This window comes from Streptomyces liliifuscus, from assembly GCF_016598615.1.
GTDB lineage: Bacteria > Actinomycetota > Actinomycetes > Streptomycetales > Streptomycetaceae > Streptomyces > Streptomyces liliifuscus.
In genome coordinates, this window is record NZ_CP066831.1 from 8,821,320 (window position 1) to 8,833,671 (window position 12,352).

The 12,352-nt window shown below is 70.7% G+C and carries 12 protein-coding genes; 9 read left to right on the forward strand and 3 right to left on the reverse strand.

Annotated elements, in window-relative coordinates:
* Window positions 1–56 precede the first annotated feature (56 nt).
* Window positions 57–773 (reverse strand): potassium channel family protein, encoded by a 717-nt coding sequence (locus JEQ17_RS38090; RefSeq protein ID WP_200399482.1) that lies wholly within the window; start codon window positions 771–773, stop codon window positions 57–59.
* Between the two features lie 67 nt (window positions 774–840).
* Between JEQ17_RS38090 and JEQ17_RS38095 the strand changes: the two genes are divergently transcribed.
* Window positions 841–1,401 (forward strand): HIT family protein, encoded by a 561-nt coding sequence (locus JEQ17_RS38095; RefSeq protein ID WP_200399483.1) that lies wholly within the window; start codon window positions 841–843, stop codon window positions 1,399–1,401.
* 87 nt (window positions 1,402–1,488) lie between these two features.
* Here JEQ17_RS38095 and JEQ17_RS38100 read toward each other — a convergent pair whose 3' ends face one another.
* Window positions 1,489–3,156, reverse strand: coding sequence for a hypothetical protein (locus JEQ17_RS38100; RefSeq protein ID WP_200399484.1), 1,668 nt, complete (start codon window positions 3,154–3,156; stop codon window positions 1,489–1,491).
* A gap of 169 nt (window positions 3,157–3,325) precedes the next feature.
* Window positions 3,326–5,524 (reverse strand): elongation factor G-like protein EF-G2, encoded by a 2,199-nt coding sequence (locus JEQ17_RS38105; RefSeq protein ID WP_200399485.1) that lies wholly within the window; start codon window positions 5,522–5,524, stop codon window positions 3,326–3,328.
* A 217-nt stretch (window positions 5,525–5,741) separates the two neighbouring features.
* On the opposite strand from JEQ17_RS38105, the gene pgsA reads away from it, so the two are divergent.
* The 8 genes from pgsA (at window position 5,742) to JEQ17_RS38145 (ending at window position 12,301) form a co-directional block, all read left to right on the forward strand.
* Window positions 5,742–6,503, forward strand: coding sequence for a phosphatidylinositol phosphate synthase (pgsA, locus tag JEQ17_RS38110; protein WP_200401935.1), 762 nt, complete (start codon window positions 5,742–5,744; stop codon window positions 6,501–6,503).
* Window positions 6,500–7,426 (forward strand): phosphatidylinositol mannoside acyltransferase, encoded by a 927-nt coding sequence (locus JEQ17_RS38115; protein WP_200399486.1) that lies wholly within the window; start codon window positions 6,500–6,502, stop codon window positions 7,424–7,426. The genes pgsA and JEQ17_RS38115 overlap by 4 nt, the downstream gene beginning before the upstream one ends.
* Window positions 7,423–8,592, forward strand: coding sequence for a glycosyltransferase family 4 protein (locus JEQ17_RS38120; protein ID WP_200399487.1), 1,170 nt, complete (start codon window positions 7,423–7,425; stop codon window positions 8,590–8,592). The genes JEQ17_RS38115 and JEQ17_RS38120 overlap by 4 nt, the downstream gene beginning before the upstream one ends.
* 47 nt (window positions 8,593–8,639) lie before the next feature.
* Window positions 8,640–8,951, forward strand: a complete 312-nt coding sequence (locus JEQ17_RS38125) for a hypothetical protein (RefSeq protein WP_200399488.1) — start codon at window positions 8,640–8,642, stop codon at window positions 8,949–8,951.
* A 232-nt stretch (window positions 8,952–9,183) separates the two neighbouring features.
* Window positions 9,184–9,729, forward strand: coding sequence for a LemA family protein (locus JEQ17_RS38130; protein ID WP_200399489.1), 546 nt, complete (start codon window positions 9,184–9,186; stop codon window positions 9,727–9,729).
* A 232-nt stretch (window positions 9,730–9,961) separates the two neighbouring features.
* Window positions 9,962–10,885, forward strand: coding sequence for a pyridoxal 5'-phosphate synthase lyase subunit PdxS (gene pdxS, locus JEQ17_RS38135; protein ID WP_200399490.1), 924 nt, complete (start codon window positions 9,962–9,964; stop codon window positions 10,883–10,885).
* 6 nt (window positions 10,886–10,891) lie between these two features.
* Entirely contained in the window at window positions 10,892–11,497 is a 606-nt protein-coding gene (gene pdxT / locus JEQ17_RS38140; protein WP_200399491.1) for a pyridoxal 5'-phosphate synthase glutaminase subunit PdxT, read from the forward strand.
* A gap of 51 nt (window positions 11,498–11,548) precedes the next feature.
* Window positions 11,549–12,301: a YebC/PmpR family DNA-binding transcriptional regulator gene (locus JEQ17_RS38145; RefSeq protein ID WP_055614442.1), complete on the forward strand. Its 753-nt coding sequence runs from the start codon at window positions 11,549–11,551 to the stop codon at window positions 12,299–12,301.
* The last annotated feature ends 51 nt before the right edge of the window (window positions 12,302–12,352 follow it).

Consider the following 12,352-nt stretch of genomic DNA (forward strand, 5'->3'; position numbering starts at 1 on the left):
CGCACGCGAGCGCCCGGCCCTACGGTCCCGAAGGCGCCCGGAGGCCCCCGGAGAGCTCAGCTTTCCGGGGGCCTCTCGTCGTGCCGCGCGGGGGCCGCCGCCGGACGCTCGTACGGCACGGGGGCTGCTGCCCGGCGCTCGTCCTCGCTGGAGAAGACCTGCAGCAGCCACGCCGAGAACGACCCGGTCACCGCGCCGAGCAGCGCGAGCCCGCAGGCCATCAGGCCCACCGCGATCACGCGTCCGGCGGCCGTCACGGGAGTCACGTCGCCGTATCCCACGGTCGCGAGCGTGGCGCAGGTCCACCACACCGCGTCGCCGAAGGTACGGATCGTCGCGCCCGGTGCCGCGTGCTCCTGCTGGTACACGGCGAGCGCGCCCGCGAAGCCGAGCAGGGCCACCGAGAGACCCGCGTACGTGATCACGCGCGCGTGCAGAGTGAGCCGCGGGCGTCCCTGCCGGCGCTGGACGGCCTCGTAGACCCTGACCACGCGCAGGGGGCGCAGGAGGGGCAGGGCCAGGACGATCGTGTCCAGCCAGTGCGTCCGTACGAAGCGGTGGCCCTGGCCACTGAGCCGCCAGCGGACGGCGTAGTCGACGGCGAACACCGCCCAGCTCGCCAGGGTCACCGCGAGACACAGGTCCCGCCACGGCCCGGGCAGGCCGTGGGCGAGGACATGGATCGCGTACGCGGTGAGGAACAGTACCGAGGCCACGGCGAGCGGGACCTCGGCGCGGTGTTCCCAGCGGGCCGTGCGGCTGTCGTCGTCCATCGGCTCAGCTTGGCCGGAGGCCCTTTCACGTGGTACCCGGCGACACGCCGCGAACGGGCGAAGCCATATGCTGCACCACATGACGAGTGAGCCGGAGCAGCAGATCGGAGTCGGCACACAGGACGCGTTCCAGCGCCTGTGGACGCCCCACCGGATGGCGTACATCCAGGGCGAGAACAAGCCCACCGGTCCCGGGGCCGACGACGGCTGCCCCTTCTGCTCGATCCCGGCCAAGTCCGACGAGGACGGGCTCGTGATCAAGCGTGGCGAGCAGGTCTACGCGGTGCTCAACCTGTACCCGTACAACGGCGGGCACCTGATGGTCGTGCCCTACCGGCATGTCGCGGACTACACCGACCTGACCGTCCCGGAGACCGCCGAGCTGGGCGAGCTGACGAAGCAGGCGATGACCGCGCTGCGGGCCGCCTCCGGTGCGCACGGGTTCAACATCGGGATGAACCAGGGCACGGTCGCGGGCGCCGGGATCGCCGCCCACCTGCATCAGCACATCGTGCCCCGCTGGGGCGGCGACACCAATTTCATGCCGGTGGTCGGCCACACGCGGGTGCTGCCCCAACTGCTGGCGGACACGAGGAAGATGCTCGCGGAAGCCTGGCCGACGGCCTGAGCCCCCTCAAGGGGCGCGGGGAACTGCGCGCCCAGCCCCCACGACCCGCACAACACAACGCACCCGACCCGCCGAACCGCCGGGGGCTCACGCGTCGTAGACGTCTGCCTTCCTTGGTGACGCGTCCTGGATCGCCGTGCTCAGGAACGACGAGCGGTTGCCGAACTTCTCCGTGTTGACGCCGTTCTCCTTGAGGACCTTGATGGACGCCGCGTGCACCACGCGCAGGACGGGCGTGGCGGCCCGCAGCGCGTCGTCGGCCATGAAGCGGTGCCGCCAGGGCTGATCGGCCCACGCGTGCCGCAGGCCGAACGGCTCCGGGAGCGCCAGGCTGCCGCCGAGCCAGTTGAGCAGCGGCGGGTACCAGGTGATCGGGGCGCGCACCGCGAGGCGCACCACCTCGTCGGTCTCGACGAGCGGCAGCTTCTTGGAGCGGGTCTCCCAGGGCTTGAAGGACTTCGCGATCTGCTTCGTCTTCGCCGAGGGCTTGGTCGTGAACAGCGGGTGCACGGGTCCGAGCGCGTGGCCGGTGACCTCGATGCGCAGGGTCTCGTGCAGCACGGTCACCGTGATCAGCATGGTGATGACCAACTGGCCGTCCCAGAGCGTCCACTGGATGCCGAGGTAGTGCCGGTCGCCGCTGCCGAACTGCTGCTTGTTGCAGATGTCCTGGATGGCGTGGTTCTTCACCTGGTACGCGTCCACGTCCGTACCGCCCGGCCGGGACACCGAACCCGCGTTCTCCCCGATGGGGGTGACCACCCAGTGCTTTATCGAAGGGCGCGGGAAGCCACCGGTGTTGAGCGGGCCGCGCTCCAGCATGCGCAGTTGGTCGTGGATCGACCGGATGACGTCCCAGCTGCGGAAGGGGTGGATCTCCTTGCTCTCGTCGAGCGGCACGAGATCCTCGGCGAGCTGCCAGCTGCCCCAGCGCGTGCCCATGCCGAGTATGCCCTTGGGGCCCGCGTAGAAGACGGAGTTGGACTGCTGCTCGGCGCTCAGCTTGGCCAGGTTCTGGCGCAGCGACTCCGCGGCCGTCTCGCCGGGGCTGCCGGGCACCGCCTCGGGGATCTTGGCCCCCACACCGCCGCCCGAAAGCAGGCCCTCCCAGCGGGCGCGCAGGTCCTTGGCCGTGCGCTCGCAGATCTGCTGGGCCCAGAACCAGCCGACGACCGGCATGACGATCGCCGCGCGTGCGTACCAGGCCCAGAAGCCGCCGAACGGCAGCCGGAGCAGGAAGATCACGGCGAGCGCGCCGAAGGCGATGAGGAGGGTGGTGGCGAGGGCGGAGGCGCGCTTGTCCTCACGCTTGGCGATCATCGTGCGGATCTGGAAGACCAGCAGCCAGGCGATGAGCCCGGGCAGGAAGATCAGCCCGCACAGCACCGTCACCGCCGTCAGCCAGTTGTCGCGCTCCCGGCGGATGCGGTTCGCCGCCAGGCAGTGCTCGACGACGACCTGGGGTTCGGTGCCGAACGACTGGATGAGCGCGCCGCGGCCGCTGCCGAGCATCCGGTCGTGCACGGCCCGCGAGAACGCCTCGCCCAGATTGGGCACGAAGAGCTTGAGCTTGCCCGCCTTGACCGTCGACTTGTGCCATTCGTTGTTGGCCTTGAGGATCTCCCCGACCTCGTTGTCCCGGTACGCCGCCGAGGCCAGGGCGAAGGTCGCCGCCGTCTGGCCTGCGGCACCCGAGAGCGGGACCTGTGCCCCGGGCCTGAAATCGAATCCCTCGTCCGCCACTGCCGCCCCCATCGCCGCCATGCTCCGCTGCTGCGGCTTTTCCCGACTTCCGTGCTCCGCACACCTGTTGATCAGGTCATCGTCTTGATCAGGTTCTCAGAGTATCCGCCGGGACCGACATCCGTCGGCGGACAGCACAAGCTGCCCGCCGACCCGGAGGGGTGATCGACCGGTGTTTCAACTAGGTGTTTCCCTGCGCCTGTTCGCGGATCTTCTCCGCCAACTGCGCCGGCATCGGCTCGTGTCGGGCGTATGTGCGGTTGAAGCGCGCGGTGCCGTGCGAGAGGGAGCGCAGGTCGACCCCGTACCGTCCGATCTCGATCTCGGGGACCTCGGCCCGTACGAGCGTGCGGTTGCCGCCGGCCTGCTCGGTGCCGACGACGCGACCGCGCCGCCCCGACAGATCGCTCATCACGGCGCCCACGTACTCGTCGCCGACCAGGACCGTCACCTCGGCGACCGGCTCCAGGAGATGGATCCGGGCGTCGACCGCGGCCTCCCGCAGGGCGAGCGCCCCGGCGGTCTGGAACGCGGCGTCCGAGGAGTCCACCGAGTGCGCCTTGCCGTCGAGCAGCGTGATCCGTATGTCGATCAGCGCGTAGCCCGCGGCCACGCCCTTGGCGGCCTGCGCGCGCACGCCCTTCTCGACGGACGGGATGAACTGCCGTGGCACGGCTCCGCCGACGACCTTGTCGACGAACTCGATGCCGGACCCTCCGGGCAGCGGCTCCACCTCGATCGCGCAGATCGCGTACTGCCCGTGCCCGCCCGACTGCTTCACATGACGGCCGCGCCCGGCCGACCTGTCGGCGAACGTCTCCCGTAGGGAGACCTTGTGGGGTACGACATCGACCTGGACGCCGTAGCGGCTGCGCAGCCGTTCCAGGGCGACGTCCGCGTGAGCCTCGCCCAGGCACCACAGGACGACCTGGTGGGTGTCCTGGTTCTGTTCGAGCCGCATCGTCGGGTCCTCGGCGACCAGCCGGCCCAGGCCCTGCGACAGCTTGTCCTCGTCCGCCTTGCTGTGCGCCTGGATGGCGAGCGGCAGCAGCGGGTCCGGCATCTCCCACGGCTCCATGAGCAGCGGGTCGTCCTTGGAGGAGAGCGTGTCGCCGGTCTCGGCACGGCTCAGCTTGGCCACGCAGGCGAGGTCGCCGGCGATGGCGTGCGTGAGGGCGCGCTGCTGCTTGCCGAACGGCGCGGACAGGGCGCCGATGCGCTCGTCGACGTCGTGGTCCTCGTGGCCGCGGTCGGCGAGCCCGTGTCCGGAGACGTGCACCGTCTCGTCTGGGCGCAGTGTCCCGGAGAACACGCGCACCATCGAGACACGGCCTACGTACGGGTCGGACGCGGTCTTCACGACCTCGGCGACCAGCGGTCCGTCCGGGTCGCAGGCCTTCACCTGGCGGGCCCTGCCGTCCGGGGTGGTGACCGTCGGGGCCTCGCGCTCCAGCGGGGTCGGGAAGCCGCCGGTGATCAGCTCAAGGAGCTCCACCGTGCCGAGGCCCTGTTTGGCGCCCTCGGCGGCGGGCGCGGCGGCCAGCACCGGGAAGAAGATCCCGCGCGCGACGGCCCGTTCCAGGTCCTGCACGAGTGTCTTGAAGTCGAGTTCCTCGCCGCCGAGATAGCGGTCCATGAGGGTCTCGTCCTCGCTCTCGGCGATGATCCCCTCGATCAGCCGGTTGCGGGCCTCCTCGATGAGCGGCAGTTGCTCGGGGCCCGGCTCGGACTCCTTGCGCTCCCCGGAGGCGTAGTCGAACAACCGCTGCGACAGCAGCCCGATCAGACCCGTCACGGGCGCGTGCCCGTCGGGGCCCTGCGGGCCGTGCAGCGGCAGGTAGAGCGGCAGTACGGCGTCGGGGTCGTCGGCCCCGAATGCCTCCGCGCAGGTCCGCGTCATCTCGTCGAAGTCCGCCCTGGCCGACTCCAGGTGCGTGATCACGATGGCCCGCGGCATACCGACCGCGGCGCACTCCTCCCACACCATGCGCGTCGAGCCGTCCACCCCGTCCGAGGCCGAGACGACGAAAAGGGCCGCGTCCGCCGCTCGCAGACCGGCCCTCAACTCGCCGACGAAATCGGCGTATCCGGGTGTGTCGAGAATATTGATCTTGTATCCGTCCCAGTCGACGGGTACCAGGGAGAGCTGTACCGAGCGTTGCTGCCGGTGCTCGATCTCGTCGTAGTCGGAGACGGTGCCGCCGTCCTCCACACGGCCCGCCCTGTTCACCGCTCCCGCCGTCAGCGCGAGAGCTTCCACCAGAGTCGTCTTGCCCGATCCGGAGTGGCCGACCAGCACCACATTCCGTACGGACGCGGGGTGGTCGGCCGCCGTAGCCCTGCCGGCGGCTCCGGGGTGTGCATTCGCCTTGTCGCCCATGGCCTTGCCTCCCGTGCACGGTGAGGTCACTGTGGGCGCGGACGCGCGGCGCCGCGTGCGGTGGCGGCTCCGATGACGCCCGCGGTGTCTTCGAGCTTTGCACTCGTGTCACGGTGCGTCCATACAACGGACGCGATCGCGCCGTCCCACGGATGTCATCAGGACGTGACCCGGGGTGCGGGTGCCCGACCGTCGCACAAGCGCACGCGTGGCTACGATGGGCCAGCCGGTGGCCAGCAGGGGCCGCGCGGCCACACCGACCCTCGGGAAGGCCATGCTGAACAAGTACGCGCGTGCATTCTTCACGCGTGTCCTCACACCGTTCGCCGCGTTTCTCATCCGCCGGGGGGTAAGCCCCGACACGGTCACCATCCTGGGCACGGCCGGAGTGATGGCGGGCGCGCTGGTCTTCTTCCCCCGGGGAGAGCTCTTCTGGGGCACGATCGTCATCACACTGTTCGTGTTCTCGGACATGGTCGACGGCAACATGGCCCGCCAGCTGGGCCGCTCCAGCCGCTGGGGAGCCTTCCTCGACTCGACGCTCGACCGGGTCGCCGACAGCGCGATCTTCGGCGGCTTCGCGCTCTGGTACGCGGGCGGCGGCGACGACAACGTCCTGTGCGCCGTCTCGATCTTCTGCCTGGCCAGCGGCCAGGTGGTGTCGTACACCAAGGCCCGCGGCGAGTCGATCGGGCTGCCCGTCGCCGTCAACGGCCTCGTCGAGCGGGCCGAGCGTCTGGTGATCTCGCTGGTCGCGGCCGGCCTCGCGGGCTTCCACAAGACGTTCGGCGTGCCCGGTATCGAGATCCTGCTGCCCATCGCGCTGTGGATCGTCGCCGTCGGCAGTGTCGTCACGCTGATCCAGCGCGTCGTCACGGTCCGCCGGGAGTCCGCCGAGGCGGATGCCGCGGCCGAGGCCTCTCCCTCCACCACCGCCTCCCCGGACAACGCCTCGCACAGCAGCGAGGCCACACCGTGAGCGGTCTGAAGGGCCAGCTCACGTACGCGGCGTACGCGGCGGGCTGGGGAGCCGTCAAGAAGCTCCCCGAGCCCGTCGCCGTACGCCTGGGCCGGACCATCGCCGACATCGCCTGGAAGCGACGCGGCAAGGGCGTACGACGCCTCGAATCCAACTACGCGCGCGTGCTGCCCGACGCGAGCCCGGAGCGGCTCACCGAGCTCTCCAGGGCCGGCATGCGCTCGTACCTGCGTTACTGGATGGAGTCCTTCCGGCTGCCCGCCTGGAGCCGGGAGCGCATCAAGGACGGCTTCGACGTGAAGGACGTCCACCACCTCACCGACGGGCTCGCCGCCGGGAAGGGCGTCATCCTCGCGCTGCCGCACCTGGCCAACTGGGACCTCGCCGGAGCCTGGGTCACCACCAAGCTGGACACGCCGTTCACGACGGTCGCCGAGCGGCTGGAGCCGGCGAAGCTGTACGACCGGTTCGTCGCCTATCGCGAGAGCCTCGGTATGGAGGTCCTGCCGCACAGCGGCGGCACCGCGTTCGGCACACTGGCCCGGCGGCTGCGCGACGGCGGCCTCGTCTGTCTGGTCGCCGAGCGCGATCTGTCCGCCTCCGGGGTCGAGGTCAAGTTCTTCGGGGACGCCACCCGGATGCCCGCGGGTCCGGCACTACTTGCCCAGCAGACCGGTGCGCTGCTGCTGCCGGTGACACTCTGGTACGACGACTCGCCCGTGATGCGGGGCCGGGTCCATCCACCCGTCGACGTCCCCGAGTCAGGTAGCCGGGCCGAGAAGACGTCTGTCATGACGCAGGCGCTGGCCGACGCCTTCGCCACGGGTATCGCCGACCATCCGGAGGACTGGCACATGCTGCAGCGCTTGTGGCTCGCCGACCTGGAGCCCCGCTCCGGGCCGGCCGAGGGGGAACAGCCGTGAGAATCGGCATCGTCTGTCCGTACTCCTGGGACGTGCCCGGGGGAGTCCAGTTCCACATCCGCGATCTGGCGGACCACCTCATCGGCCTCGGACACGATGTCTCCGTCCTCGCTCCGGCCGATGACGACACCCCCCTTCCGCCGTACGTCGTCTCGGCCGGCCGTGCCGTCCCGGTGCCGTACAACGGCTCGGTCGCGCGCCTCAACTTCGGGTTCCTGTCGGCCGCGCGGGTGCGGCGCTGGCTGCACGACGGCACGTTCGACGTGATCCACATCCACGAGCCGGCGTCGCCGTCCCTCGGCCTGCTCTCCTGCTGGGCCGCACAGGGGCCGATCGTCGCCACCTTCCACACGTCGAACCCGCGGTCCCGGGCGATGATCGCGGCGTACCCGATCCTGCAGCCCGCCCTGGAGAAGATCAGCGCGCGCATCGCGGTGAGCGAGTACGCGCGGCGCACCCTCGTCGAGCACCTGGGCGGCGACGCCGTCGTCATCCCGAACGGTGTCGACGTGGACTTCTTCGCGAAGGCGGAGCCCAAGGGCGAGTGGCAGGGAGAAACGATCGGCTTCATAGGGCGTATCGACGAGCCCCGCAAGGGACTGCCGGTCCTCATGAAGGCGCTGCCGAAGATCCTCGCCGAGCGGCCGGGGGCCCGGCTCCTGGTCGCCGGGCGCGGCGACGAGGAGGAGGCGGTCGAGAAGCTCCCCGCGGAGCTGCGGTCGCGCGTCGAGTTCCTCGGCATGGTCAGCGACGAGGACAAGGCGCGGTTCCTGCGCAGCGTCGACCTGTACGTCGCGCCCAACACCGGCGGCGAGAGCTTCGGGATCATCCTCGTCGAGGCCATGTCGGCGGGCGCGCCCGTGCTCGCCTCCGACCTCGACGCGTTCGCGCAGGTCCTCGACCAGGGCGCGGCGGGCGAGCTGTTCGCCAACGAGGACGCCGACGCGCTGGCCGCCTCGGCGGTACGGCTGCTCGGCGACCCGGCGCGCCGCGCGGAACTGCGCGAGCGGGGGAGCGCGCATGTGCGGCGTTTCGACTGGTCGACGGTCGGCGCGGACATCCTGTCCGTCTACGAGACGGTCACCGACGGAGCCGCCGCGGTCGCCGCCGACGAGCCGCACGAGCCGGGCGGGCTGCTGGCCCGACTCGGCCTGGTCCGGGACTGAGAGCGGGAGGGAACGCGCGTGGTGGGGGACATGGGTGGCGGGGGGACGTGCGTGAAGTCCGGGAGGTGCCCCAGGAGGCCACCAGGACCCCTCTGGCGGCCGAGGAGGAGCTGCGCACCCGCTCGGTCTTCGCCACCGAGATCGGCGCGCAGCTGGCCCGCCAGGGGTGGGCCGTCTTTCCCGCGCACACTCCGGAGGAGCGCATCCGGCTCTTCGCTGTGGCGCGGATCATCGAGGAGCGGCTCGGACACCGGGTCGAGGCCGTACCGGAAGACATCCTTTCCATGCGGTTCACGCTCGTGGGCGCCGCCCCTGAGGTCGGCCCGGCGGCCGGCGCAGCCGGACAGCCGAACGGCTGAGGCCCTCGGCGGCGCCCCGCGCAAGGCGCCGCCGAGGGCGACGGAGGGGCCGGGCCGGTTTCCGCGCCCCGGGGGAGGCAGCCCGCCCCGTCCCGGTGCTCCAGTGAGAGCACTGCCGAGGCGCCGCCCGTCGCAGCACTGCCGTCGCGCCTTCCCGCGGCTCGGTCGCTGATCGTCGTGCGGGGCGATGCCGGGGCGGGCGGCCCGGGACGCACCGGTAGCCTGTGCGCCCGTGACCTCCACACTGATCTGGATCGTGGTCGCCCTCGTGGCGATCGGCCTCTACCTGAGCTGGACCGCGGGCCGTCTCGACCGGCTGCACTCGCGGATCGACGCGGCACGGGCCGCGCTCGACGCCCAGTTGCTCCGGAGGGCGTCGGTGGCACAGGAACTGGCCACCTCCGGAGTGCTCGACCCGGCCGCCTCGATCGTGCTCTACGAAGCGGCGCACGCGGCCCGCCAGGCCGAGGAGGACAACAGGGAGGTCGCCGAGAGCGACCTCAGCCAGGCGCTGCGGGCCGTCTTCGGAGAGGTCCAGCAGGTCGAGGCGGTGCAGGCGGTCCCCGGTGGCGAGGACGCGGCACGTGAACTCGCCCAGGCGGTCCGCCGGGTGCCGATGGCCCGGCGCTTCCACAACGACGCCGTACGGGCGGCCCGTGCCCTGCGCCGCCACCGCAAGGTGCGCTGGTTCCGGCTGGCCGGCCACGCGCCCTTCCCGCTGGCCTTCGAGATGGACGACGAGGCTCCGGTCGCCCTCGCGGACCGCCCGGGAACGTAGTCCACGCGCGCGTGGACCCCGGGAAAGGCTTCCAGCCACGGGATCCGACGCCGTCGGGCACACCGCACGACGTCCCTGGTCACGGCCCCGGCCGCCCCACCTGACCACGGGAAACGCGCCCGGAGGCGCGGAAAATGAGCCACCGCCTCCCCATTGGCCCTTGCAGTGGCCTGGTCCTCAAGCGTTTCCTCGGTGTCTGCAGAAGCCCTCTTTCACCGAGTGAGGTCAACCCTTGTCCAGCACGCTCTCCACTCCCGCCCAGCCCACCGACACCCCTGCCACCGGCACCGCGCGCGTGAAGCGCGGCATGGCCGAGCAGCTCAAGGGCGGCGTGATCATGGACGTCGTCACGCCGGAGCAGGCGAAGATCGCCGAGGACGCGGGCGCCGTGGCCGTCATGGCCCTGGAGCGCGTGCCCGCCGACATCCGCAAGGACGGCGGCGTGGCGCGCATGTCCGACCCCGACATGATCGAGGGCATCATCGAGGCCGTGTCCATCCCGGTGATGGCCAAGTCGCGCATCGGCCACTTCGTGGAGGCCCAGGTCCTGCAGTCCCTCGGCGTCGACTACATCGACGAGTCCGAGGTCCTCACCCCCGCGGACGAGGTCAACCACTCCGACAAGTGGGCCTTCACGACCCCCTTCGTCTGTGGCGCCACCAACCTGGGCGAGGCCCTGCGCCGCATAGCCGAGGGCGCCGCCATGATCCGCTCCAAGGGCGAGGCCGGCACCGGCAACGTCGTCGAGGCCGTCCGCCACCTGCGCCAGATCAAGAACGAGATCGCCAAGCTCCGCGGCTACGACAACAACGAGCTGTACGCCGCCGCCAAGGAACTGCGCGCCCCGTACGAGATCGTCAAGGAGGTCGCCGAACTCGGCAAGCTCCCGGTCGTCCTGTTCTCCGCCGGTGGTGTGGCCACTCCCGCCGACGCCGCGCTGATGCGCCAGCTCGGCGCCGAGGGCGTCTTCGTCGGCTCCGGCATCTTCAAGTCCGGCGACCCGGCCAAGCGCGCCGCCGCCATCGTGAAGGCCACCACCTTCTACGACGACCCGAAGATCATCGCGGAGGCGTCCCGCAACCTCGGCGAGGCCATGGTCGGCATCAACTGCGACACCCTCCCCGAGGCCGAGCGCTACGCGAACCGCGGCTGGTAACCACCCATGACCGAGGTACCTGTCGTAGGTGTCCTGGCTCTCCAGGGCGACGTACGGGAGCACCTGGTCGCCCTGGCCGCGGCGGACGCCGTGGGCAGGGCGGTCCGGCGCCCCGAGGAACTCGCCGAGGTCGACGGACTCGTCATCCCCGGCGGCGAGTCCACCACCATTTCCAAACTGGCCGTCCTCTTCGGCCTGATGGAACCCCTCCGCGCGCGTGTGCGGGCCGGGATGCCCGTCTACGGCACCTGCGCGGGCATGATCATGCTCGCCGACAAGATCCTCGACCCGCGCTCGGGCCAGGAGACCATCGGCGGCATCGACATGATCGTGCGCCGCAACGCCTTCGGACGGCAGAACGAATCCTTCGAGGCGACGGTCGACGTGAAGGGCGTGGCGGGCGATGCCGTGGAGGGCGTCTTCATCCGTGCCCCCTGGGTCGAGTCCGTGGGCGCGGAGGCGGAGGTGCTGGCCGAGCACGACGGCCACATCGTCGCCGTGCGTCAGGGCAACGCGCTCGCCACGTCGTTCCACCCGGAACTGACCGGCGACCACCGCGTGCACGGCCTGTTCGTCGAGATGGTGCGCGCGAACCTGGCTCCGGGGTCCTAGTAGGATTCCTGGGGTTCGTAAAGAGTTGGGTTACGCGAAGGAGACAGGCAGATGTCCGGCCACTCTAAATGGGCTACGACGAAGCACAAGAAGGCCGTGATCGACGCCAAGCGCGGCAAGCTCTTCGCGAAGATGATCAAGAACATCGAGGTCGCGGCCCGTACCGGCGGTGCCGACCCCGCCGGTAACCCGACGCTCTTCGACGCCATCCAGAAGGCCAAGAAGAGCTCGGTCCCGAACAAGAACATCGACTCCGCGGTCAAGCGCGGTGCCGGTCTCGAAGCCGGTGGCGCCGACTACGAGACGATCATGTACGAGGGCTACGGCCCGAACGGTGTCGCGGTGCTCATCGAGTGCCTCACCGACAACCGCAACCGCGCCGCCTCGGACGTACGCGTCGCCATGACCCGCAACGGCGGCAACATGGCCGACCCGGGTTCCGTCTCGTACCTCTTCAACCGCAAGGGTGTCGTCATCGTCCCCAAGGGCGAGCTGGGCGAGGACGACGTCCTGGGTGCCGTGCTCGACGCGGGCGCCGAGGAGGTCAACGACCTGGGCGAGTCCTTCGAGGTCATCTCCGAGGCCACCGACCTGGTCGCGGTGCGCACCGCCCTTCAGGACGCCGGGATCGACTACGACTCCGCCGACGCCAACTTCGTCCCGACCATGCAGGTCGAGCTGGACGAGGAGGGCGCCAGGAAGATCTTCAAGCTCATCGACGCCCTTGAGGACAGCGACGACGTGCAGAACGTCTTCGCCAACTTCGACGTGAGCGACGAGGTCATGGAGAAGGTGGACGCGTAGCGCCGCCACGAGCCGCACGGGTTCAACGGGCCGACGGGACACACTCCGTCG

Bases quoted from the DNA above. Each gene is read 5' to 3' on its own strand.
- pdxT (WP_200399491.1), top strand. From the start codon at position 10,892: ATGACCGAGGTACCTGTCGTAGGTGTCCTGGCTCTCCAGGGCGACGTA.
- JEQ17_RS38145 (WP_055614442.1), top strand. From the start codon at position 11,549: ATGTCCGGCCACTCTAAATGGGCTACGACGAAGCACAAGAAGGCCGTG.
- JEQ17_RS38095 (WP_200399483.1), top strand. From the start codon at position 841: ATGCTGCACCACATGACGAGTGAGCCGGAGCAGCAGATCGGAGTCGGC.
- JEQ17_RS38090 (WP_200399482.1), bottom strand. From the start codon at position 773: ATGGACGACGACAGCCGCACGGCCCGCTGGGAACACCGCGCCGAGGTC.
- JEQ17_RS38100 (WP_200399484.1), bottom strand. From the start codon at position 3,156: ATGGGGGCGGCAGTGGCGGACGAGGGATTCGATTTCAGGCCCGGGGCA.
- JEQ17_RS38105 (WP_200399485.1), bottom strand. From the start codon at position 5,524: ATGGGCGACAAGGCGAATGCACACCCCGGAGCCGCCGGCAGGGCTACG.
- pgsA (WP_200401935.1), top strand. From the start codon at position 5,742: ATGGGCCAGCCGGTGGCCAGCAGGGGCCGCGCGGCCACACCGACCCTC.